The following is a 22251-nucleotide window of genomic DNA, read 5'->3' as shown; positions in this document are numbered from 1 at the left end:
CCCCAATTCGAGGAATTTTCATGAGCTCCCTACGTGTCATCGCCTTGGCACTGTTGCTAGGCCTTGCAGGCCCCACGCTTGATGAAGCCCACAGTCTTGAAGGTTGCAACGCTCAAGACAGAGAAGCCAAAGAACATGCAGAGTGGGAACAAAGGCAGCAAAGGATTTTGAGTAACCAGTCCGAAGTCAGTACACCTCCCGCCAACGCAGAAGTCAGTAACACGGAAGAGCCGTTGATTTTCCAGGGATTCGACCAACGTGAAACGGTTCCGGAGCCCCCGCCGAACACAGTTACAACCTGCGCCACAGGACATGTATGAACAACGCGACTGGGATTCCCACTGCGGTAGCTGCCAGGAAAGATGACGCCCCTGCCGCTGATCAGGCGGCCATCACCAACTTAATCGGAGTGATGCCGTTTTCTGGAGGAGGAGGATTGATCCAGACCACCTCCGGCTGACGCCAACAGCGGGTGGTTCGACTCCATCGGCGCGGATGATGCTGACGGGCCTGCTCGTAGACCCGGGCACGGTGGCGGCTGATCTCAACGGCTGCTCCGCTGTGCCGCTGAGATGGTGTCACGAACCGGATGCCGCTGTGGCGGTGCTGATCGTTGTACCAGCTCACGAATGCACACGCCCAGTCACAGGCCTCTTCCACGCTGCGGAATGGCCTGCGGGGGTAGTCCGGCCGGTATTTCACGGTGCGGAACAGCGACTCCGAGTAGGGGTTGTCGTTACTGCCCCTCGGTCTGGAGAAGGATCTGAGCACCCCCAGCTCCTCCAGCCGGCTCTCCAGCGTGGCAGCCCTCATGGCGTTGCCGTTGTCGGCATGGAGGATCAGAGGCTGGGGCCGGCTTTTGCTGATCCGTTCCCGCAGGCAGGCCCTGCTGACGAGATCAGCGGCGATCTGGGCCTCCTCCCGCTCGGCGACATCCCAGGCCACCACCTTGCGGCTCCAGATGTCGAGCACCAGATAGAGATACAGCCACACCCCACGGACGCTGGTGGGCAGGTAGGTGATGTCCCAGCTCCAGACCTGATTGGGCCCTCTGGCCTCCAGCCGCGACACGGGGCGGGGGGCCTGGGGCGGCCGGGCACGGCCACGGCGATGGGCCTGGCCATGGTCATGGAGCACGCGGTAGAAGCTGAGCTCAGAACCGATATACAGGCCCCGATCGGCAAGGATCGGCACGATCTGACCCGGTGGCAACGCCGCGAACTCGCTCTGGTTGCAGGTGAGCAGAATCCGCTGGCGTTCCTCCTCACTCAGGCGATGAGACACCAGGCGATGGCTGCCTTTACGGCCATCTAGGCCGTCCCCTACACCTGCGAACTGCCGCCGCCAGCGCTGCAGCGTGGTGAGCCCCACGCCCAGCAAGGCGGCCACCTCTCGGGCCCGTGCCCCGTCGGCCACGGCGGCATCGAGGATCTCCAAGGCCTTGCGGCGATCGGCCGCCGCGGTCAATCCCCCCCGTCCTCGCCCCAGTAGGCCTGGATCTTTTTTGAGGCGTGCTGCTTCGCAGAAGCCTGCGGCTACAGCAGTGCCGCCGCCTCCGCCAGGGCCTTGTCCTTGCGGCGCAGCTCCTGCTGGAGCCGTTTGATCTCACGCTGGTCCGCCTGGTGCCGCTTCTGGAGGTCCTTCTGATCGGCCATCGTCAGCAGCGGCTGGGCATTGGCATCCTGGGCTGCCTGGCGCCAGCGGCCCACCTGCTCGGGGAACAGCCCCCGCTCGCGGCAGTATCCACCCAGTTCAGTCGCGTTCAGCCCGGCGGTCTCCAGCACCACCGTGAACTTGTCGGCAGGGCTCCATCCTTCCGGGTCCTTCTGGGTGGCCGGCACCACCTCCCCCTGCAGCCGCCAGGCCTTCCGCCACTTGTAGAGCGTGATCACGTGGATGCCCAGCTCCTGGGCGATCGCCGCCACGCTCTGGCGGTGGGGCGGGCTCATCCGCCGGCGCACATCAGCCTTGACGGCTTCGCTGTAAGGACGCATCGATCGGTTCCATCAGGCCCCCTGGTGGTTGAAATGGTCGGGATGGAGAGGCGTCAACTTTCCTGGCAGAGGGGGGTCCTGCTGAAGCGGCATGGGCAGGGGTGACGCCAGCCGCAAATCACTTGGTGTGGGCTTCCCTGGGAACGGCCCCCCGAGGCCGTCATGCCGAAGGAAGCCATGGCAGGCGCAGGCAACGGATGGAAGGCTTCATGCAAAGGGGTAAAGGCCAGGCAGAAGCGTCCTCGGGGGGCACCCTCCAACAGCTGTTTCTTCCACTGGTCCCCAATGAGAAGGGCGCCCCGTGTCGGGCGCCCTTGGGTCGGTTGCAGGGTCTGGGCTCGCGCTGCCCTGGTCGTGGCCACTGATCCATTACTCGATCCGCCAAGGTACCTCGTCAGTACGGCCAGCCGATCCTCCCGATCGATGGCTGCACCAGAATGGTTCCAACAGCCATGAGCAAGGAGAGGCCATGACCACGACTCTGGAAAAACCAGCCACGCTGCAGTGCGCCTGCCCCGGCTGCCACTGCACGGTGCAAGAGGACAGCCCGTTCCGCAACGGCGCCCTGCTGTTCTGCAGCGAGGTCTGCGCCAAAGGGCACCCCAACGGTGAGCCCTGCCACGCCGGCTGTGGCTGTGAATGCCATGGCTGAATCGGTTCCGCCCTCTGCGGGTCCGATTCCCCTGGAGCTGCCGCTCAGCGGAGCCACTCCCCCAGCTTGGTGTAGCGCCGGCGGCCCAGGTGGTTTTTGATGGCCATCGCCAAGGCCTTCTTCTGGCCCACCAGCACCACCAGCTGCTTGCCTCTGGTGATGCCGGTGTACACCAGATTGCGCTGCAGCATCGCGTAGTGCTGGGTGAGCAGGGGGATCACCACGGCTGGATATTCACTGCCCTGACTCTTGTGGATCGTGCAGGCGTAGGCGGGCACCAGGTTGTCGAGTTCCCCCCAGCCGTAGGTCACTTCCCGGCCGTCAAAACGCACCGTCAGTTCACTGGCATCGGCATCGATCGTTTCCACGGTGCCCACATCACCGTTGAACACCTCCTTCTCGTAGTCGTTGGCCACCTGCATCACCTTGTCGGCCGGGGCAAAGCGCCAGCCGAAACGCTCCACCTGCTCGGTGGGGTCGGGGTTGAGCAGCTGCTGCAGTTCGATGTTGAGCGAGCGGGACCCGCAGCCCCCACGCGCCATCGGGCAGAGCACCTGCACCTGGGCGATCGGATCGAGGCCAAAGCGGGCCGGGATGCGCTCGCCCACCACCTTGAGGATCAACGCCACCGCCTGCTCGGGCGTTTCGGCGGGAAGGAAATAGAAGTCGCTGGTGGCCTCAGCCGGTGGGGGCCGCAGATCAGGGATGGTGCCGGCGTTGATGGCGTGGGCGGTGGTGATGATGCGGCTGGAGGCCGCCTGGCGGAACACCTCCGTGAGCCGGGCCACCGGCAGGGCGCCGCTGTTGATCAGATCGGCGAGCACCTGGCCGGGCCCCACCGAGGGCAGCTGGTCCACATCGCCCACCAGCAGCAGGGCAGCCTTCGGTGGGAGAGCGGCGAGCAGGGAGGCCATCAGGGTCACATCCACCATCGAGGTTTCATCCACCACCAGCAGATCGCACTCCAGCGGCAGCTCGGCGCTGCGCTTGAAACCAAAGGCCGCCGGGTCGAACTCCAGCAGCCGGTGGATCGTCTTGGCCTCCAGCCCGGTGGCTTCGCCCATCCGCTTGGCGGCCCGACCGGTGGGGGCGCACAGCAGGATCCGCAGCTTTTTAGCCGCCAGGATCCGCAGGATGGCGTTGATCAAGGTGGTCTTCCCCACTCCTGGCCCGCCAGTGATCACCAGCAGCTTGGAGGCCAGCGTCTGCCGCACAGCCGCCTTCTGGCTGTCCGCCAGCTCGATGCCCAGGCGTTGTTCCACCCACGGGATGGCCTTGAAGACATCGATCATTCCCCAGGGAGGAGCACCCAGGTTCAGGCCCTTGAGTGCCGTGGCGATCGCCTGCTCATCGCGGTACAACTTGGAAAGGAAGATCGCCGGCTCACCGGCCAGGACGTCGGCAACGACGGAGCCTTCGGCACGTTCCAGAGCGAGGGCGCTCTGGATCAGGCCTGCGTCCAGGGGCACCCGGCTGGTGGCGCCGGTCTCGTCGGGACGCTCGACGGCAAGCAGCTCAGCGGCCAGCTTGAGCAGCTCGGCGCTGGGCAGGCCGCAGTGGCCATCCCCGCTGGCCTCCAGCAAGGCGTAATTGATCCCGGCCCGCAGACGGATCATCGCTTCGGGCTTGATGCCCAGCCGCGCGGCGATCGCATCGGCGGTGCGGAAGCCGATGCCGCGGATGTCTCGTGCCAGGCGGTAGGGGTTCTCGGCCATCACCTGCACGGCGTCATTGCCGTACGTCTTGAAGATCCGCACGGCCCGGGCGGTGCCGACGCCATGGCTGTGCAGGAAGACCATGATTTCGCGCACCACCTTCTGATCGGCCCATGCCTGGGCGATCCGGCCGGCCCGCACCTTGCCGATGCCCGGCACCTCCCGCAGGCGCTCCGGGGTCTGCTCGATCACCTCGAACACCTGATCCCCGAACACCGCCACGAGCTTGCTGGCGTAGATCGGGCCGATTCCGCGGATCATCCCCGAGCCCAGGTACTTCTCGATGCCTTCTGCGGTGGTGGGCGCTGAGGCCTTCAGGAAGGAGGCCTTGAACTGCTGGCCGTGCTCCCGGCTGTTCACCCAGGTGCCGGAAACCGTGACCCATTCACCGGAACTGATCTCGGCGGCGTGGCCGACCACCGTCACCAGGTCGCGGTGGCCGCGGGCCTTGATGCGCAGCACGCAGAAGCCGTTGTCGGCGTTGTGGAAGGTGACCCGCTCAATCGAGCCAGCCAGCACCTCAGTCGGCTGCGGGCTGGCCTGGGCAGGGTCGGTGGGAGACGGGCGTGCCAGGGCGGAAGTGGCCTGTGGGCTCACCTTTGCAGTGTTCAGCTTTGTGGGTGGCGAATCCCGGCGTGATTTCAGCAACCGGATCTCCTGATCCGGGAGCCGCTCACCGGTGGTGACCTCCAACTGCAGGACCTGGCGCTCCCAGCGGGTCGGGCGAAAGCACAGCACCTGGCGGCCGTCGCTCAACCAACCCTCCTGCGGGCTGATGCACTCCCCCAGTCTCTCGGCCAGGGCCACCGCCTCAGCGGAGGCGCCGTCTCAGGCACCCAGCCCCGCTGGCGAACGCCGTTTGCTCATGCCACCTCCGGGCACCAGCCCAGTTGGCGGCCAGGTCCTCGGTCCAGCCACGGCAGCGGGAGGTGAGGTATTCCCCATGGGCGATCAGGCCCTGCTGCAGTGCGGAAGTGGATTGCTGATGCCCCTCCCCCGCAACAGGGCGGCAAGTGCCGCCGAGGCGCAGAGGCCTGCCGCAAGGGAAGATACGTTCGTACTACTCGTTTCCCATGGACGGCTGGCTCCAAGCGCCCGACGGGCGCAACGTCCTCCGCTTCCATCGAGACCTCACCGCTCGCTACGAGGCGCTGATCCTCATCGACCTCGGGGAGCCGTTGCCAGGGCAGGCGGCACTGCTGAAGCGCCGGGAGCGACTTCCCCGCAAGCAGGCGGTGGAGCAGTGGAGGAAGCTTCAAATGGAGGGGTGGAGTCGCGTCGAGCCGCAGTGGTAGTTCAGATCACCCCATCGGGGCTGGAGCGGTCCGGAACCACCAGCAGCTCTTCAGGCACCCGCAGGACATCCAGTCCTCTCTGTGGGTTGGGGACGGCGCCGAAGGCTCTTGCCGTCATCCGGCTCTCGATCGCCTGCAGGGTGTTGGTGGTGCCCATCAGGAGCTGGATGGAGATGTCAGCGATGGAAGAGGGCATGGATCTGGAGATGGACTGGGGCAGGAGGTCTCTCCAGAGTTCCCGGGAGTGGTCATGGTTGAGGCGAGCGGCAGGCTGGATGGCTGTCGCCAAGACACCTTCCCCCCAAGGCCTCATCGCATGAGGAGAGCCAAGTGCCTAGTGGCGTGGGGGCATGCGAAGGAGATACAGGGATGAGGGTAGGAGTACTCGGTGGAAACTCCCTGTTTCCCGATGCACCATCCAGCCCGAGGATCGTTATTCGTCACTATAGAGAAATCCGACGCCACCAAGGGCAGGATCTTGATGTGTTGCTACAACTGGAATATCACCAAACAGTTCCTCCCATGCATCGCTTAGTGCCCCTAGCTATCCCGCTGACCCTTTTGCTGTGGCCCTTACAAGCCCATGCCGACAGCATGACCGTCGAATCGATCTTCAGCCTTCAGGCGGCCCGCCAACTGGCCATCGGCCAGATACCGGCCGGAGCCGTCATGACCAAGGTCAGTTGTGTGGACATCAATGTCCGTGGCGACGACCGCTATCGCTGCACTGTGTATTACAACCCTGCGCCTAAGGGTACGGAGCCTTGACGATCGCTCGCCGTCTCAGCAGCTCCAGCAAATCCATCGGATTGGCAGCTATTTCAGCAGCATTCTAGATCGGGTGGACGACGAGGTCGGCAGCGATCTCTTAGAGCGTCTTGCGGCAACTGATCACCTCCATGGCGACCCTGGTCTTGAACTCAGGGCTGTGGGTGCTGGGTTTGCTGATGGGTGAGAACCCCTTGCGGAGGCGGTGGCCGCCTCACAGGTTGACGATGGGCCCTGTCCAGAAAAGCCAGATCACCTCACAGAAGATGGAGTACACCACCTAGCTACCGTATTCGCCTCTCCAGGGACGTACGCCCCTGGAAGTCATCCAGCAATGGAAAGCGGCCTGATCACCCCATCAGCTCTCATAGGGATTGGAGCAATGAGGGGGTCGCGTCAGGATTACTTGCGGTACTGACAAAAATGAATCTGAGTTTGTCAGCCGACCATAAAAGGCACGGCTGACGTTAGATCCATGACCGCTTACTCAGCGAAACAGGTAGTTGAAAAGGCCTTGGAGGAAGGTGCCAGTGGGGGTGGGATTGCTGGGATTGGGATATTGGTTATTGGGATATTGGTTGTTAGGATAGGAATAGAGATCTGCTATGGGTTCGGGAGGGCGGGTGACCAGTTGCATGTCACTCCAGCGGAACCTCACGTCTTCCCCTTCAATCCAGGATTGCGCTGCCCAGGTGCGGTTTCCGCTGCGCTGAACCAGCTTGCCCTGACGGTTGAAAAAGCGATATTTACGGCCGTCTGGCAGTTCGACCACGTAGGCGATGCCGTTGTCGGCGTTACGTCGGCGCAGATCGCATGCACCGTTGAAGAGCATGCGCCCCCGTTGGCTCAGCTGACAGCTGGCTCGGCGGTTTTGTGTCTGATAGTTGTTGTCTGTCTGGCTGCCATCACTCCAGCGGCCGTTAGCACCGAAAAGCTGACGACTGAGGCTGGTGTTGATATTGGAGCGAGTTGTTCCATTCAGCCAGCAGATTCGGCGCTGCAGATCGCAAAGCTCACCGCTGCTGAACATGATCTCATTCCTGGGACATTGGTTAGTTAGCTGGCATTGCACATTGCGGGCGGCCCAGTTTCCGAAGCTGGTGCGGGTCTGCTCTACCGATGCTCCGTTTGCGTCGAAGCAGATCTGTCTGGATTGGTCACAGACCACCCCCGTCCTTGGAAAATCAAGGGCCTTTGCTGCCATCGGCAGGATCATAGGTGCTGCCACCAAAGCGCCCAGGGTGAGCACCTGGCGCAGTGAATGGAGTGGGCGACGGCGGGCGTGAAGGGAAATCATTGATCTTTGGAACTGCTTTCTAATAAAGCTTAGGGAGTTAAGACTCTGGTAAAGCGACTGTCTGATGACTGCAGAGTTCGCATGTAAGACAGAATGTGACCTGCTGCCCGGTGTCAACTTCACAGGCGGCCGGCTACCTAATCGTCGCCGCGCACCGTGCCTTGAACTCGGGGCTATGGGTGCGGCATTTGCTCATGGTGGGAGCCCCTTCTCAGGGGCGGTGGCGAGACTCAGAGGTTAACGATGGACCCTGTCCAGAGAACCCAAACCACCTCACTGTCCGCCCTGTCCGGGCAGCCAGTGGATGGATCCGCCTTGCACTGGGGGGACATGAGACCACGGTCTCCGGGGTGAGGGGGATGCATCAGATCTCCCCATCAGGGCTGGTGCGATCCAGATACTCCAGAAGCTCTTCAAGCACTTGCCGCGCCGCTGGCCCCTTCTCCGGGTTGTGGACGGCTCCGAAGGCACGGGCCGTCATGCAGCTCTCGATCTCCTGAAGGGTGTTGGTCGTTTCCATCAGCAGCTGGATGGAGATATCAGCGGTGGAGAAGGGTATGGGCTGAACGGGCAGTTGGCGGATACTCCCAACAGCGTTCCAGGGGGCGGTCAGAGAGCGCCAGGGACGTACTGCTCACTCCCTGAATTGACCATCTCAATCATTCCTGAGGCCCCCTGTCCCGGAATTGCTTGTCCAACCACTGTGTCACCACATAAACGCCGATAAACATCGGTAGATAGGCGATCCACATATTGGGGAGGTCAAGCTCTGAGTTGTTGATCAGAATAAGTCCTGCGTAACTGATGAGGCCATAGATGAAAGCTCTACGCAGCGGCCCAACGATCTGTTTCAAGGAAGTTGCATCGGGGACCAGATTCTAAGGTAACTGCAGCCGAAGGGTTGACGGACTAACGGTGGCGGTAGTGGCCTCTGGTCGCTCCAGCGCAGCGTTCAGCCTTGCGTGTGGCGAAGGGTGCCCTGTCCAATAAAAGCCATCCACCTCAGTGTGGGCAACAGCAACTCCGTTCAGGGCCGCCTGACTGAACTGGGCCAACGCATGCCAGGACTTGTGCGAGGCATCCACCCAGCTCAATGGATACTTACGTGATACCAATCAATCGATACCACTGAATGGTGCCTGTTCAACAAGCCACGCTGTTGAACAACGACTGGTCGATCAGACGTTGCTTACGTTGATGCTGCCGAACGCAGGGCATCCGTAAGCCCATCAGGATCGGCAGCAGCATCGGTGCCAGGACCCTCACCAGCATTCCCCAGCAGCTCAGGATGTTCAGCGAAAGACTTGATCAGAGCAGAGAAGAAGCTTGCTTGATCATCGTGCATCCGCGTCTCCATGGTGCCCATCCTTCCACCCAAGCACCAACGAACAGATCCATCAGTCCCTGTGATGGCCACCCCTGGACGCTGAGAGAGTGAACTGTGAATCGCCAAGGGATCGTGAGAGGAAAAGAAGTCATCGGCTTCTTCTGGGGTGCAGTGGATCAAGGCTGCCTCTTGGGCCAATGGGAGAAAACGTCTCAGGACCTCCGGCGGCGGTTGAGAGCCTGGCTCTAGGCCCCAGGAATGAGGTTGCCAGGCCACGTCAAGGGCGATGGAAACGCCATGTGGAATCGCACGCTCAAGAACCATCGTCAGAGTTGTGCTCTCTGTTGCCTCAACAAGGGAGTTGCTGGTGATCAGTAGCCAGGATGTTTTTGAGACCTGTGGCATTAGGTTTTCAACGAGGCCCTCAGGTGTTTCATGGGAAGCGCAGGCTTCGTTAAAGAGGGCGGAAAAATCAACAACAGTTGGAATGTGTGGATCGCTCATGGCAGTGGGTAACATCTGGGAAGAGGCCATAGAATAGAAAGTCTGATTGTAGATCAGATACTGCGAACAGGATTAACCCCCAGGCCTGAAGCAAGCTTGAGCCTCAGTAACTCCGATCAAAATACACGTAGGTTCGAGTGGCTAAGTCTTGGAACAGATGATCTATCTGCATCACCAGAGTGTGCCAGTTTCCTTGGATCGCCCGTTGCAGGCTCTTCACTCAAGGATGGCTTGCCTGAGACGCTCGTCCAGTTGGCTTTTGCGTTCTACTTAGTTGCTGATGGCCCGCTGCGTTATGTTGGTTATCAGTTTACCTCTTTGTATTTGGCCATGGAAACGCTTCATTGCGGCTGACGAGAAAGGATCGGCAAATCCCTTGGCCATCTAGAATGATCTGCCATGCATAAAAAGCATGTCCAGAACTGGATCGGCAAGCTCTAAACCGATTGCGTGGTTCACCGCAACATTGATCGAGGTGCCGATCCAATCATGGAGCGACTTTTAGTTGGTAGCGTCGTGCACTGTGTCCTTCAGGTCTTCCACGGCATGTTCTCCGCTGGCCTGGACTTGCTTGGCCTTGCCAGCCAGCTGATCCTTCTTGTCACCGGTGATGTTGCCAATGGTCTCCTGAGCCTTGCCTTCGATGTTCTTGGCGGTGGCTTTGATGTCTTTTCCCAAACCCATGACTGACTCCTTTGTGTGTGTTCACATCCATGTGGCAAGGATGTGCCCTCCCAGTCTGATCAGGAAGCCGATCATCGAGTCACTGACGACCTTTAGTCTTCCTTAAACTCTCTTGCATTAAAACATCAAGAAAGATACTCAGCCATTCTCTGATCTGGGCGAAATGATGCGCGTCGTCAGCAGTTCAGCTTCATGGCCGCGGATCCGTGCAGGGCACTCCCCGAAACCAGACCTTCCGCCTGCGCTCCTCATGAAGGGAAGGATGGGGCCAGCCAGGAGGCTTGGCCGGAGCTTGTGACGTAGACCCTGGAAACCAGTCCAAGGTCCCCGTCAACGGCGCAGGGCGATGCGCTCGGCGCGAGTGCGAGCTGGAACGTTGGCGAGGACCCAGGCCTGCCAGGGGGCGCCGTCGCCCGAGGCCTGCTCGTCCAGGCCCGCAGGAGGGGCGAAATGGTGTCCATGTGGTTTCAGCCCATCCAATGGGCCCCTCCATCGGTATTGAGGTGTGTGCCCTTACTTCCATGCCCTCCCCCCTCCAACCTCTGGCTCGCAGGGCCGCTGCCGGCGGACTGATCACCGCGGGGCTGCTGGCAGCTGGACTGTTGGCCGCCGCCGTCGTCCCCCGGCTGCAGGCCGCCTCCGCGAAAGACCTCCCCGATCCGGCCGTGGTCGAGACCTCTGCCGGTGGTTCGACCGCAACCGCCACGGCGGTGCTGGCTGGAGGGTGTTTCTGGGGCATGGAGGCGGTGTTCGAGCACGTGAAGGGCGTCACGGAGGTGGTGACCGGCTACGCGGGCGGCCCGGCAGCCACCGCCGACTACGAACAAGTGAGCAACGGCAACACCGGCCACGCCGAAGGCATCCGCATCACCTACGACCCCGCCAAGGTGAGCTATGGCCAGCTGCTGAAGGTGTTCTTCGCGGTGGCCCACGACCCCACCGAGCTGAATCGCCAGGGGCCCGACGTGGGCAGCCAGTACCGCTCGGCGATCTTCCCAGCCGACCCCGAGCAGCGACGGGTGGCCACGGCCTACATCGTCCAGCTGAACCGCTCCGGGGTCTTCCCGCAGCCGATCGCCACCACGGTGGAGACCTGGCGAGGCTTCACCCCCGCCGAGGCCTACCACCAGGACTTCGTGGCCCGCAACCCCACCCATCCCTACGTGGTGTTCCACGACAAGCCCAAGGTGGCCAGGCTTGAAGCGGAGTTCCCTGGGTTGTACCGCTAGCGGGGAGTCCTCTCAGCGCAGGTGGTCGCGGGCGCCGCTGCCGCTGCCCACGGCGATCGCCACCCGGGAGGTGCCGGTCGGAAGCAATCCCACCAGCTGGACGGCTCTCCCGATCACAATGGCTGCCGTGCCCAAGGTGTCCGCTCCACACCACGCCGAGCACCAAGCACGAGCCGTTCGCATTGATCGTCACCAGCTCGCGGCTGGCGCGCAGATCGCTGTCCGGGCCGAGAGGCTTCTGACGTGACCCACACACTGTGGCCGTCATGGTCTTGATCTGTCTGGCCCGGTCGGCTCTCGCCGGGCTGACGCATCGGCTCTGTGCTGAGGACCCATTCCGCCCCCCAGGGCCTACACCCCTGGAGGCAGCTCAACAGGGAGTTGCCGCATGACCACAACCACCCACTCTCATAAGCCCTGGACCGATAAAGGGGGTCACGTCAGCATCAGGGCCAGGAGATGAAGCTGACAGGCTCATACTTGGCGAGCGTGATCCGCCAGGCTCGGGACACGAGTACCTCCAGGCTGCGTAGAAACGCCTCCGTCTCACCACCGGAGATCCAGTTCGCCTTGAGCAGGGGCAGCTGTTCGCTCATCGTCTCCAGTGGAAGTTCCACCAGCAGCAGGCTGGCCTCCCCAGCGGCCCGTTGCAGAGGCCCCTCGTCGCTGCGCTGCCACAGGCGGAGCAGAAGCTCAAGCGCCAGGCTGCGACCATCGTCGCCAGGATCGACGGATCCAGAAGCTGCAGCTGACTGGGATTTGCCGGTCAGCGGAAGCGCTCGTTTGCCACCGAACTCCACCAGGGCCAGGGCAACGAGATAGGGAGCATCGGCCATGGAATCTTTCCAGCGGGGCCGCACCACCCTGGCGGATCAACGGACGCGGGCACGGCCTCGTTCCCCAGGATGCTCACAAGGACCGACCCGGCAGAGCAGAGCGGATGACCTCAATCGGAAGGCCTTGGGCAAGGCCTTGAACTCAGGGCTGTGGGAACGGAGTTTGCGGATCAGTGGGAGCCCCTTTCAGGGGCGGTGCCCCGCTTGAGGGGTTAACGATGGGGCCTGTCCAGAAAACCCAGACCAGCTCAGATGAGCAACACATCCTGCATACCGGCATCGAAGAACTGACCCGCTAACTAGATCGCAGGTTCGAATCCTGTCGCCCCGATTGGTTTTGCTCAGAACCCCGGAAGACCGGGCGGGGCGATCCAGACAGCCTCCATGGCACAGATGCGATCGGGGGCCCTCCTGGCCTGGCAGGCTCCTGGCGACTTCTCCTGATGGGTGCTGCCGGAGCGGAACCAGGACCCATGTACGATGAGAATGGTTCTTATTTCTGGCTGCTACTTTCGAGCTGCCGTTCATCCCCGCACGCACTGCCCCTCCAACGTCCTGATTCCCGATGGGTGTCCTGTTCTCCTGGCTTCGGTGCACGGGTCTGCTGGGATTGGCTCTGGCGCTTGTGGCCTGCGGTCCCCCGCGCCAGAGCAGTGGGTCGGGCTCCGGCACCGAGGGCCTCAAGGTGGTCACCACCTTCCTGCCGATGACCCTGTTCACCCGGGCCGTGGCGGGGGATTGTGCGGCAGTCACCTCCCTGATGCCCCCCGGCACAGGTCCCCATGATTTTCAGGCCAAACCAGGTGATCTGGTGGCCCTGCGTGGGGCGCAGGTGCTGATCAAGAACGGTCTTGGATTGGAAGGCTTCCTCGACAAGCTCGTGGCTTCGGCCGAGAACCCCGCCCTGGTGGTGATCGATTCAAGCCGCGGCGTCGCCACGCTCGCCTCTCCGGCGGCAGCCGATCACGGCCACGGCCATGCCCATGGCGACGTGAATCCGCACATCTGGCTGGATCCGCTGCGGGCTGTCCGGCAGGTGGAAACGATCCGCGACGGCCTGGTCAGGGCCGACCCCAGCTGCGCCGAGGGCTATCGCCGCAATGCCCAGGCCTACATCACCCGGCTGCGGGAGCTCGACACCGAGATCAACGGCCGGCTCGCGCCCTTCCGCGGCAAGACCTTCGTGGCCTTCCACGACTTTGCCCCCTACTTCGCGGAGCGCTACGGCCTCAAGGCCGACTACCTGGTGGATGTGCCGGAACTGAACCCCACCCCCGCCGATCTGCAGCGCGTGGCCACCGAGGTGGAGCGCACCCAGCTCCGGGCCCTGGTCAGCGAGCCGCAGCAAGGCAACCGTTCCTTCAATGCCCTGGCCGGGGATCTGGGCCTGACCATCAGTGTGTTCGACCCGATGGAGACCGGCAGTGCCCAGGCGGCCGAGGATCCGGGCACCTACTTCCGCATCATGCGCCGGAACGTGGCCGATCTGCTCCAGGCCTTCGGCGGATAAGCCACTGCCAAATTCTTCCATGCAGGGAAGACCCGTCCGAGGGCAGAGCACCGTTGTCCCGATCCTGCCTTCCTTCTGCCAGTCTTTCCCCAGTAGGAAGGGCGCCCCGTGTCGGGCGCCCTTGGACCGGTTGCCGGACTGTGGACTCGCAGCACCACCCGGGTCGTGGTCTCTATCCAATGGATAGGAACGCGCCTGGTGGTTGTCAGTACGGCAAACCCGCCAGTGGGAACGTCCCCCCACAAAGGCCGGCGCCGGGTGGCAGGATCGCCCCATTGCGCCAGGACCCATGACCACCAACCTCGCGGCCATCGGCTTCATGGTGAGCTGGGTGCTGGGCTGGGGTGTGGGTGGCTCGCTGATCGATGCCGGTCTGATCCAGCTGGGGGTCTATTCCCTGGAAACCGGCCAGCTGGGCACCGCCACCACCTTCTCCCTGTGGACACTGCTCTGGGGAGCCTTCGGCTGGTGGCTCTACAACCGCTTCACCCAGGCCGCGCCCCCAGAATGATGATTGGATGGCCCTGGTGAGCCAGGATCCGGCGCTGGCAGCCGAGCGGCTCGCCCCCTGCTTCGACCCCATTCCATGGAACTTGACCTTGATGCCCCCGAACTGGCGGGGCGGGCCTACGGCATCCTCGCCAGCCTGGTCACACCGCGACCCATCGCCCTGGTGACGACCTTCGATGGGCAGGAGCGGATCAACGTGGCCCCCTTCAGCTTCTTCAACCTGATGGGAGCCTGGCCACCGATCTGTGTGTTCGCTCCGGGCGACCGGGGGGATGGCACCCCCAAGGACACGGCCCTGAATGTGCGGACCTCCCAGGAGTTCGTGGTGAATCTGGTGGACGAAGCCATGGCGGAGGCGATGAACCTCTGCGCCACATCCTTACCCTTCGGACAGAGCGAGCTGGAACTCTGCGGGCTGCACGTGGCTCCCTGCTCCGTGGTGCGGCCGCCACGGATCACGGAGGCCCCTGCCAGTCTGGAGTGCAAGGCATGGGGCACCCTGGAGGTGGGGCTCAATCGCCTGGTGATCGGGCTGATCGTGCGGGTGCACCTCCGCGACGAACTGTTCGATGCCGCGGGTCAGCGGGTGATCAGCGAGAAGCTGCACACCATCGGTCGCATGGCCTCACCGCACTGGTACTGCCGCACTGACGACCGCTTCGAGATGATCCGCCCCGACTGACGCTCCCCTCACCCTCCTCATCCAGCAGCAGCCCTGATCCCTGCTGGCTGGCAGGTGTCGATGGCTTCCCGTCCGCAGGAGGATGGGCCTCAGGGCACACGCTGCAACGAACTCCTGCGGGTCGTCACCTTGGCCCAGACGGCCTCGATGCCTTCTCCCAGGGGGGACGAGCTGACGGCAAAGACCTTCAGGGCCTGCCCTCTGGGAATGATGCCAAGAGACGATCCCGAGCGGATCGTGCCCTGGTCCCTGAGGTACACCGAGGTGGTGGTGGTGACATCGGAATTTGGAGCCGGCTTGGTTCTGGTGCTGATGGTGCGGTCCTCTTTGAGATTGCCGGATGCATCCGCCTTGCCGATGTAGATCCATCCCTGCAGATCGGATTCAGCGATCTTGGCAGTGGTGATCTCCTCCAGTGCCAAGGCCACAGGTGATGCCTGAACCTGCACGTTCACCACCTGGTCCTCTGAGCGAAAACCGTTGGCAGCAACATTCTTCTGCTCTTCCTTGCGAATCTGCTTCTGCACATTGATATCTTCGGTTCGCGCCAACAACTCCAGAGCGGTCTTGCAGGTCGATAGCTGTGGAGTCTCCTTGCACTCCTGCTTCAGAAGAAAGGCCGCTGCGTCCCGAAGGCTGTTCTTCCCGCTTTGAAGGGCGATATTGGCAATGTTCAGCTTGTCTTTTTCATTGGCCGCAATCACATACAGCCCAACCAGAGCCACCTTTCCCTTGGTCTCGTTCTCCCCGGTCAGATTATCCATCTGATCGAGAATCTGCCGGGAAAAGGCCTGGGTCCTCCTGGCCTCCTCCAGAGCCTGGGTGATTCTCACAGAGCTCCAGGCCTGGAAGGCACCGGAGAGGGATACCACCGAGGCCGTGAAGATGCTCAGGTTCTTGACCAACGAGGACCCATGTTCTGATGGTGATTCACTCATGAATCCTCCAGCCCAACAGCTGTCTTCAGCCTACCTGTGATGCCGAGAGATGGCCCCACCTCCATCCTCGGAGGACTCCGGTCATTAGCCCGTGCCCCTGGGATCACCACGTCGGATCAGTGGTGGCTGGCCGTGCAGACGATGCTTCCTGCAATCACGGATAGCTTCCCCAGGACTCCTTCCAGGTCCTTCCCCCCAGGCTGCAGGGCGGCATTTTTCGGATCAGACTGCCGCAGGGGAGAGCAGTCCATCGCCAGAGGGCCGGATGGGGCATCCAAGGTCTGTCAGTCCTCAGTTCAGCCCGACGTGCAAGCCCTTGCCGCCAGTCGCGGAACTCGGCGACGGAGACGTCAACCGCGTCGGCGAACGCGATCACGATCAAGGCGCCCCTTCCGGCAGTGCTTCGCAGGCCCGGCGGAGGCGATCTTGCGCTCGGCAGTCGACGAACCGTTCAGCGCGTGCATGACGCCTTCGAGTCGTTGCGGATCGGCGTTCACTGTTTCCGAGAACGGCATCACGGCCTGCTCCGATCCAGAAACCGGGGCATTGATGGCTTGCTGCCGATGAGCGCCCCCTGGCCGGCGGAGCTTGGAGACTGAAGCCGGCGGCGAGCTCAGCCGTCGTCATCGGCCCGGCCGCCAGTCGTGCGCAGAGGCTCAGCCCGACACAGGATGTGCGACGCGGATCCCCTGCGTCCCCGTCGCCTCGCTGGTCAGTGTCCAGGGCCCGTGAAGGCATGAAGAAACCGCGCTCCAGCCGCCGTCCTGGTCGCAGCGGCCCGTCGAGAAAGGGCTGCAGACCATCAGGCATCCGCTCTTCAAAGCCGGCTCAGCAGCTCCGTTTTCTTTTGCGTGAATTCCGCTTCGCTCAGCACGCCCTTCGCCTTCAGCTCGCCAAGACGTTCCAGGGCGCTGATCACATCGCCGGTGGAAGGGGCGGAGGCGCCGGCCGCTGCCACCGATTCGGCCGGAACTGGAGCCGATGGCGCTGCGGGCTGCTGCGGAGAGAACGGCGGCAGGTTCGAGAGACTCACCATGCCGCCAGGCGTGGTGAAGCACACCTCGGAGCTTCCGCCGGCCGAGGCGATGCCCTGAATCGGCTGGTTGCGGGCATCCAGCAGGCGGAGGGAGCCGTCCTGCTCCACTGCCAGACAACCTGAGTCGGCAAACCAGGCATAGCGCAGGTTGTTCTGGGCGCCGGTGGCGCTGGGGCTGCCCAGTTCCGCGGGCCACCAGCTCTCGAATCCGGCCATGGGCGCCATCCCCATCGGCTGCATCGACATCGCCGCCATGCCGGAGGTCTGCTGCTGGCTGCCGCCATGGCTCATCTGCTGCTGACTGCCGCCGCCCACCGAGGACAGGCTGGAGAGACTCACCGTGCCAGCCGGAGTGGCGAACATCACAGACCCACCGGAGCCCTGTTGCTGGGACACGCCGGCGATCTGATGGTGACCCGTGTCGTACAGCGACACCTGGCCGTTCGACTGGATCGCCAGCCGGCCTGCGGCAGGGAAGAAGGCGTAGCTCATGTCGTTCTGGGAGCCCATCGCCGTAGGAGTGCCCAGCTCGGCCGGCCACCAGGTGTCCCGCGGATCGGGCACGAACAGGGGCTCCGCACCCCCGGCCATCGGGGCCATGGGAGCCATGGCGGGCATCGATGCCGCCGAGGCCCATCCGCCACTGCTCTGGGCCTGGAAGCTTCCAGCGCTGACCGGCTGGGGCTGGTGGTGGGAGAGCTGCATCGAGATCGCCTGGCACAACCCATCCACCCGGGCCTTGAGGCTGTGGTTGAACATGTCGCCGAGCATCAGCATGCCCCCCCGCATCCACTGGCCGGAGCCGGCGAACTCAGGATGGTCGAACTGGGCCATGCCGCCTCGGCCGCGCTGCATCGCCAGCATCATGTGGGCGACGGCGTCCTGGCTGAAGCCGTACTGGCGGGCCAGGTCGCCGGCGATCTTCAGGCCTGCCTCGGTGATCTGTTCCATGGCGTGGGAGGGTCTCTGGTCAGTGGAAAGGAGTGCTGGAAACAGCGATGCGGCCTCGCGGCCTTCCCCGTGGTGTTCCCATCGGGTCAGGTCATGGCGGTGGCCCTGATCACGCCCCTACGGGAGCAGAAAACGGACCCACCCGCGGGTGGACGACGCCTGGAAGAGCGCAGTTGGGAGGTGTCCGGCGCTGCGGCTGGGGCAGATGACGCCGGAGGATCGGTCGGCACGACTGATCCGGAAGATCGTTCTGTTTCTGATTTTTCAAGCTATCACCCACTGCTCTCGGCCCAGGACAACGCCGATCAGCGTTGCCGCCGCTCCGGCCGTCGGGAGGCGTTGCGGCAGCGTTCTGAGCAGTAGCGGACCTGCTCCCACACCGCCTTCCACTTGCGACGCCACTGGAAGGGTCGGCCGCAGGAGGCGCAGATCTTGGAGGGGCGATCGGCGTGGTGGGGCATGAAAGCGGCAGACCGTTGGCGTGGATGCGGCCTGAGAGGCCGCAAATCGATGCGTCCTTCCAAAAAGATAGGCCTCTGGGATGGGACCTGATCCTTTGCACCTGACCGGGGCAGCGGGGGGATCGTCGTCTGCGGATCAACGGTTCGAGTGATACCGAAGGGGGCTTTCCGCCCCGGGAGTCCTCAGCTCCTCCGTTGCGGCCACGGGGGAGGTGAATCCGCGCGGCCGGTCCGGCGGTACTTGCCAGAACCGACCTGACCTCGCTGCCCCATGCTCTGCCCCACACCCACCGCCGTACCGGCTCCGGCCCGTCGCGGCAGGCGGTCCGGCCCCAGGGGTGTCGCCGCCATCGGCCTGCCGGCCGTCTGGGCCCTGGTGCCGCTGCTCGCTCTGGCGGCGGAGTTCTGGCCCGGCACCGACGGCGGTATTCGTCTGGCCCTGCCGGCGGCCTCGGTGCTGCTCTGGGGGATCGTCCTCACCCGCCGCCCCGAGCAGAGCCTGCCCGTCGCCGCCCGCCGCAGCGCCATCGCCGTCACCCTGGTGCTCGCCCTCCGCTATCTGCTCTGGCGGGCCGGCAGCACCCTCAACCTGGACACCCCCGTGGCGGCGGCCCTGAGCCTGACGATGCTCGCCGCCGAACTGATGCTGCTGGGGATCGGCCTGCTGCAGCTGGTGCTGGCCCTGTTCGCCCAGCCGCCGGTGGAGACCGAGAGCGAGCAGGCCGCCAGGGCTCTGCAGAGCACCATCGCCCGGGATCCCCGCCGCCTGCCGGCAGTGGATGCCCTGGTGCCCTGCTGCGGCGAACCGGTGGAGCTGATCGAGCGCTCCCTGCGGGGGGTGCTGGCCATCGACTACCCCCGGCTGACGGCATGGCTGCTGGATGACGGGGACCGGCCGGAACTGGCGGCCCTGTGCCAGCGGCTGGGCTGCCGCTACCTCAGCCGGCCCGTGCACCGCCATGCGAAGGCAGGCAACCTGAACGCGGCCCTGCCCCAGCTGGAGGGCGACCTGCTGGCGGTGTTCGACGCCGATGTGGTGCCGCTTCGCAGCTTCCTGCAAAGAACCGTGGGGCTGTTCGACGACCCCCGGGTGGGCCTGGTGCAGACACCCCAGACGTACATGACCGCCGACCCGGTGATTCGCAACCTGCGGCTGGAGCGCTGGCTGATGCCCGATGAGGAGTACTTCTACCGCTGGATCGAACCGACCCGCCAGGCGGTGGGGGCGGTGGTCTGCGCCGGCACCTCGTTCCTGATGCGCCGCTCGGCCCTGGAGCGGGTGGGGGGCTTCGAGATCGGAACCCCCTCGGAGGATCTGGCCACCGGCATCCGCCTGGCCGCCGCCGGCTACCGCAACGTCTACGTCAACGAGAAGCTCAGCGCCGGCCTGACTCCCCTCACCCTGGCCGCCATGGCCACCCAGCGCTGCCGCTGGGCCAGCGGCACCCTGCAGACCCTGCGCACCGGCGCCAGCCCCCTCACCATCCCGGGCCTCTCCCCCCTGCAACGCCTGGCCTACATGGAGGGCATCCTCCACTGGCTCAACGTCATCCCACAGCTGGTGCTGCTGCTGATGCCCCTCAGCCTGGGCGTGTTCGGCGTGGCACCGATCGTGATCGCCGGCTCCGGCTGGCTCAGCGCCGCCCTGCCCTTCGTGCTGGCCCAGCTGCTGCTGGTGGGCTGGCTGAGCAGGGGGGCCCGTTCGGCCCTGATGCCGGAGCTGTACCGCTGGGTGTTCCTGGTTCCCCTCTGCCGCGCCGTGCTGGCCACGGCGGTCGGCCGGCCCCGCTCCTTCCAGGTCACGGCCAAGTCTGTGCAGGGCCTCGCCGCCGGTCCCTCCGCCGCTCTGGTGGCGCCGCTGGTGCTGCTGCTGGCCCTGCAACTGCTCAACCTGGCCCTGCTGGTGGGCGGTGTGCCCCTGCGGCCGGGGGCACTGGCACCGCTTTCGATCTCCACCCTGGCGGCGGGCCTGGCCGCCAGCGGCTTCTCGGCTCTGGCTCTCGTGGCGGCCCTGCGCTGCTGCTGGGAACGGCTGCCGGACGACGCGCACCCATGGTTCCGGCCCGAACCGGCCCCCACCGCCCTCAGCGCCCCCGGCGGCCCCTGGCTGGCCACGGCCGCCGGGCCCCTTCCGGTGCGGATCCGGGCCATCAGCGAGAGGGGTCTGGAGCTGCAGCTGTCCCCGGCCGCCGCCGGTTACGGGCTCGTGCCAGAGGGGGGCAGCTGCGAACTGATCTGGCCGGGAGCCGGCTCCTCCCAGCCCTGGCGGCTGGCGGTGCGCTGCGTGCACCGGAAGGTAAGCGGCTGGCGCCTGGGAGCCGACTGGGCGGCGCAGACGGGGGCCCAGCGCCGGCGGTTGCAGGCCCTTCTGTACGGCTCCCCCGGCCTCTGGCCCACCCGCCAGGCGCCATTCGAGCCCCTCGCCCTGCTGGTGGTACTGGGCCGGTTGCTGTCGGTGGTGCCGGCCCAGGGCTGGTTCCGGCGCAGCACCCTGCCCATCCGCCTGCCAGTGGGCTGAGCATAACGAAAGGGCTGCCAATCCTTCGGACTCGTGCTAAATCAACAAGACCTGTCGTTGAGGCGGGTCTCATCCCAGGGATTCTGAGGTTGACCATCAATCACGAGGTCGCCGTCCTCATCGGACGGTTCCAGCCCTTCCATGAAGGGCATCTTCAGCAGCCGCTGCGCCCCCGACACCCGCAACCCCTGGAGCAGCGAGGATCGGGAGGCGATGATCCGCGCCGGCCTCCCCGCCGCGCTCGCCCGGCGGGTGGAGGTGATCCCCATCCGCGATCACCTCTACTCGGACAATCTCTAGCTGGCGGAGGTGCAGCGGAAGGTGCTGGCCGCCACCGACAAAAGCGACCGGGTGCTGCTGGTGGGGCACCGCAAGGACCGCACCAGCTACTACCTCGAACTCTTCCCCCAGTGGGACTTCGAAGACGTGGCCCTGCGCGGCGACATCCACTCCACCGGCATCCGCCAGGCCTACTTCACCGGCTCCGGCAGGTGCGCCGCCGGGTGCGGCCCGGCCAGGGGCTGATCGCCCTCCCCGGCGGCTACTTCAACCAGCAGGAGCAGGTGGTCGAGGGGATGCTGCGGGAGCTGCTGGAGGAGACGGGCCTCAAGGTGCCGAAGCCGGTGCTGGAGGGCTCAATCGCCGATCGCCATGTCTTCGATGCCCCTGGCCGCTCCCAGCGCGGCCGGGTGATCACAGATGCCTTCCTGATCCAGCTCAAGGCGGGCGCCGGGCCTGCGCCGAAGGCTGCGGCCGGGAACCCTCATCCATCGCCTGCAGGCCTGGGGAGATCGGGCATCAACAGGGAGATCCGCTCCCGCAGATCAGCGAAACAGGCTGCAAAAGCCCGCTGCGCCTCCGCCGGATCCCGGAGAGCGGCTGGATCGCTCAGACCCCAGTGCAGACGGGCGGGATCCCCGGGGAGCGTCCCGCAGGATCCGGCGGCATTGTCACACACAGTGATGACCAGATCAAAGGGTTGAGAACTGCCGGCCAGGACGCACTCCAGGCTCTTGCTGCTGAAACGGGACGGATCGACGGGCAACAGGGCGATCTGCGCGAGCGCCAGCGGATGGACCCTCCCCGTCGGATGGCTGCCGGCACTGGCGGCCACCACCGCTCCTGCGCCGAGAGCCTCCATCAACGCCTCGGCCATGATGCTGCGCGCCGAATTACCGGTGCAGACGAAGAGCACCCGCATTGGAAACGGGGTGTCGGCGATTCCTGCGGCAGTATCGGGAGGGCTGGTTGAGGGGTCGTTCATCGGTCCGGCGGACAACGTCGCGGAAACATGTCTCACGCTCTACCGGCGAAGGCCGGGCTTGGATGGTGCCAAGCCGGGAT

Annotated in this window: 26 protein-coding genes and 2 pseudogenes; 12 read left to right on the top strand and 16 right to left on the bottom strand. The window is 64.4% G+C overall.

Annotation, left to right across the window (positions count from 1 at the left end; all coding sequences use genetic code 11):
• Positions 1-381: 381 nt before the first annotated feature.
• Positions 382-1994: pseudogene (locus KUG41_RS12250) on the bottom strand (IS3 family transposase).
• A gap of 469 nt (positions 1995-2463) precedes the next feature.
• On the opposite strand from KUG41_RS12250, the gene KUG41_RS12245 reads away from it, so the two are divergent.
• Positions 2464-2646: a metallothionein gene (locus KUG41_RS12245; RefSeq protein WP_197170396.1), complete on the top strand. Its 183-nt coding sequence runs from the start codon at positions 2464-2466 to the stop codon at positions 2644-2646.
• Between the two features lie 44 nt (positions 2647-2690).
• Here KUG41_RS12245 and KUG41_RS12240 read toward each other — a convergent pair whose 3' ends face one another.
• Positions 2691-5117 (bottom strand): ATP-dependent RecD-like DNA helicase, encoded by a 2427-nt coding sequence (locus KUG41_RS12240; protein WP_254217219.1) that lies wholly within the window; start codon positions 5115-5117, stop codon positions 2691-2693.
• Between the two features lie 317 nt (positions 5118-5434).
• On the opposite strand from KUG41_RS12240, the gene KUG41_RS12235 reads away from it, so the two are divergent.
• Positions 5435-5656 (top strand): DUF1651 domain-containing protein, encoded by a 222-nt coding sequence (locus KUG41_RS12235; RefSeq protein ID WP_216904465.1) that lies wholly within the window; start codon positions 5435-5437, stop codon positions 5654-5656.
• A gap of 1 nt (position 5657) precedes the next feature.
• Here KUG41_RS12235 and KUG41_RS12230 read toward each other — a convergent pair whose 3' ends face one another.
• Entirely contained in the window at positions 5658-5852 is a 195-nt protein-coding gene (locus KUG41_RS12230) for a hypothetical protein (RefSeq protein ID WP_216904463.1), read from the bottom strand.
• A 173-nt stretch (positions 5853-6025) separates the two neighbouring features.
• On the opposite strand from KUG41_RS12230, the gene KUG41_RS12225 reads away from it, so the two are divergent.
• Positions 6026-6424: a hypothetical protein gene (locus KUG41_RS12225; RefSeq protein ID WP_216904461.1), complete on the top strand. Its 399-nt coding sequence runs from the start codon at positions 6026-6028 to the stop codon at positions 6422-6424.
• A 487-nt stretch (positions 6425-6911) separates the two neighbouring features.
• Here KUG41_RS12225 and KUG41_RS12220 read toward each other — a convergent pair whose 3' ends face one another.
• The 4 genes from KUG41_RS12220 to KUG41_RS12205 all read right to left on the bottom strand — a co-directional run bounded on the left by KUG41_RS12220 (position 6912) and on the right by KUG41_RS12205 (position 9552).
• A complete protein-coding gene (locus tag KUG41_RS12220) occupies positions 6912-7721 on the bottom strand; it encodes a YcgJ family protein (protein ID WP_216904459.1) in 810 nt (269 codons plus the stop codon).
• A gap of 364 nt (positions 7722-8085) precedes the next feature.
• Positions 8086-8241: a hypothetical protein gene (locus KUG41_RS12215; protein ID WP_254217218.1), complete on the bottom strand. Its 156-nt coding sequence runs from the start codon at positions 8239-8241 to the stop codon at positions 8086-8088.
• Between the two features lie 139 nt (positions 8242-8380).
• A complete protein-coding gene (locus tag KUG41_RS12210) occupies positions 8381-8575 on the bottom strand; it encodes a hypothetical protein (RefSeq protein ID WP_216904457.1) in 195 nt (64 codons plus the stop codon).
• A gap of 335 nt (positions 8576-8910) precedes the next feature.
• Positions 8911-9552: a fructokinase gene (locus KUG41_RS12205; RefSeq protein ID WP_216904456.1), complete on the bottom strand. Its 642-nt coding sequence runs from the start codon at positions 9550-9552 to the stop codon at positions 8911-8913.
• 96 nt (positions 9553-9648) lie between these two features.
• On the opposite strand from KUG41_RS12205, the gene KUG41_RS12200 reads away from it, so the two are divergent.
• On the top strand, positions 9649-9906 hold the full coding sequence (locus KUG41_RS12200) for a hypothetical protein (protein WP_216904455.1): 258 nt from the start codon (positions 9649-9651) through the stop codon (positions 9904-9906).
• Between the two features lie 147 nt (positions 9907-10053).
• Here the strand turns inward: KUG41_RS12200 and KUG41_RS12195 are convergent, their stop codons facing one another.
• Entirely contained in the window at positions 10054-10236 is a 183-nt protein-coding gene (locus KUG41_RS12195; RefSeq protein ID WP_216904454.1) for a CsbD family protein, read from the bottom strand.
• Positions 10237-10757: 521 nt separating this feature from the next.
• Between KUG41_RS12195 and msrA the strand changes: the two genes are divergently transcribed.
• Entirely contained in the window at positions 10758-11465 is a 708-nt protein-coding gene (gene msrA / locus KUG41_RS12190) for a peptide-methionine (S)-S-oxide reductase MsrA (RefSeq protein WP_254217216.1), read from the top strand.
• A 12-nt stretch (positions 11466-11477) separates the two neighbouring features.
• On the opposite strand, the gene KUG41_RS15845 is transcribed toward msrA, so the two are convergent.
• Both KUG41_RS15845 and KUG41_RS12185 read right to left on the bottom strand, forming a co-directional pair.
• On the bottom strand, positions 11478-11600 hold the full coding sequence (locus KUG41_RS15845; protein WP_256438945.1) for a hypothetical protein: 123 nt from the start codon (positions 11598-11600) through the stop codon (positions 11478-11480).
• A gap of 311 nt (positions 11601-11911) precedes the next feature.
• Positions 11912-12301 (bottom strand): hypothetical protein, encoded by a 390-nt coding sequence (locus tag KUG41_RS12185; protein ID WP_216904451.1) that lies wholly within the window; start codon positions 12299-12301, stop codon positions 11912-11914.
• Between the two features lie 610 nt (positions 12302-12911).
• Between KUG41_RS12185 and KUG41_RS12180 the strand changes: the two genes are divergently transcribed.
• The 3 genes from KUG41_RS12180 (at position 12912) to KUG41_RS12170 (ending at position 15003) form a co-directional block, all read left to right on the top strand.
• A complete protein-coding gene (locus KUG41_RS12180) occupies positions 12912-13811 on the top strand; it encodes a metal ABC transporter solute-binding protein, Zn/Mn family (protein ID WP_254217215.1) in 900 nt (299 codons plus the stop codon).
• 289 nt (positions 13812-14100) lie between these two features.
• Complete coding sequence (locus KUG41_RS12175) at positions 14101-14322, top strand: hypothetical protein (protein ID WP_216904447.1); 222 nt, start codon at positions 14101-14103, stop codon at positions 14320-14322.
• A gap of 75 nt (positions 14323-14397) precedes the next feature.
• Positions 14398-15003 (top strand): flavin reductase family protein, encoded by a 606-nt coding sequence (locus tag KUG41_RS12170; protein WP_216904445.1) that lies wholly within the window; start codon positions 14398-14400, stop codon positions 15001-15003.
• An 89-nt stretch (positions 15004-15092) separates the two neighbouring features.
• On the opposite strand, the gene KUG41_RS12165 is transcribed toward KUG41_RS12170, so the two are convergent.
• The 4 genes from KUG41_RS12165 to KUG41_RS12150 all read right to left on the bottom strand — a co-directional run bounded on the left by KUG41_RS12165 (position 15093) and on the right by KUG41_RS12150 (position 18389).
• Positions 15093-15908 (bottom strand): hypothetical protein, encoded by an 816-nt coding sequence (locus KUG41_RS12165; RefSeq protein ID WP_216904443.1) that lies wholly within the window; start codon positions 15906-15908, stop codon positions 15093-15095.
• A 383-nt stretch (positions 15909-16291) separates the two neighbouring features.
• Positions 16292-16456 (bottom strand): hypothetical protein, encoded by a 165-nt coding sequence (locus KUG41_RS12160; RefSeq protein ID WP_216904441.1) that lies wholly within the window; start codon positions 16454-16456, stop codon positions 16292-16294.
• A gap of 302 nt (positions 16457-16758) precedes the next feature.
• The gene (locus KUG41_RS12155; RefSeq protein ID WP_216904440.1) at positions 16759-17928 is read right to left on the bottom strand and encodes an SHOCT domain-containing protein; all 1170 of its coding nucleotides are present in this window, start codon (positions 17926-17928) and stop codon (positions 16759-16761) included.
• Between the two features lie 305 nt (positions 17929-18233).
• Positions 18234-18389 (bottom strand): DUF2256 domain-containing protein, encoded by a 156-nt coding sequence (locus KUG41_RS12150; protein ID WP_216904438.1) that lies wholly within the window; start codon positions 18387-18389, stop codon positions 18234-18236.
• A gap of 271 nt (positions 18390-18660) precedes the next feature.
• Here KUG41_RS12150 and KUG41_RS12145 point away from each other — a divergent pair, with 271 nt between their 5' ends.
• The 4 genes and pseudogenes from KUG41_RS12145 to KUG41_RS16160 all read left to right on the top strand — a co-directional run.
• The gene (locus KUG41_RS12145) at positions 18661-20907 is read left to right on the top strand and encodes a glycosyltransferase (RefSeq protein WP_216904436.1); all 2247 of its coding nucleotides are present in this window, start codon (positions 18661-18663) and stop codon (positions 20905-20907) included.
• Positions 20908-21048: 141 nt separating this feature from the next.
• Positions 21049-21207, top strand: coding sequence for a hypothetical protein (locus tag KUG41_RS15660; RefSeq protein WP_254217213.1), 159 nt, complete (start codon positions 21049-21051; stop codon positions 21205-21207).
• 9 nt (positions 21208-21216) lie between these two features.
• Positions 21217-21432 carry a hypothetical protein gene (locus tag KUG41_RS15655; protein ID WP_254217212.1) on the top strand — a complete coding sequence of 72 codons (216 nt, stop codon included), beginning with the start codon at positions 21217-21219 and terminating at the stop codon, positions 21430-21432.
• A pseudogene (locus KUG41_RS16160) lies at positions 21399-21563 on the top strand (NUDIX domain-containing protein); the annotation flags it as partial. The gene KUG41_RS15655 and the pseudogene KUG41_RS16160, both read left to right, overlap by 34 nt.
• On the opposite strand, the gene KUG41_RS15840 reads toward KUG41_RS16160, so the two are convergent.
• Positions 21543-21674, bottom strand: a complete 132-nt coding sequence (locus tag KUG41_RS15840) for a hypothetical protein (protein WP_256438951.1) — start codon at positions 21672-21674, stop codon at positions 21543-21545. The pseudogene KUG41_RS16160 and the gene KUG41_RS15840 sit on opposite strands and share 21 nt — an antisense overlap.
• Complete coding sequence (locus KUG41_RS12135) at positions 21671-22108, bottom strand: arsenate reductase ArsC (RefSeq protein ID WP_216904435.1); 438 nt, start codon at positions 22106-22108, stop codon at positions 21671-21673. The genes KUG41_RS15840 and KUG41_RS12135 overlap by 4 nt, the downstream gene beginning before the upstream one ends.
• Positions 22109-22251 lie beyond the last annotated feature (143 nt).

The sequence above is a fragment of the Synechococcus sp. CCY 9618 genome, assembly GCF_019038415.1.
GTDB lineage: Bacteria > Cyanobacteriota > Cyanobacteriia > PCC-6307 > Cyanobiaceae > Cyanobium.
The sequence above is the reverse complement of the archived record's forward strand: the minus strand, read 5'-3'. Positions and strand labels throughout refer to the sequence as shown.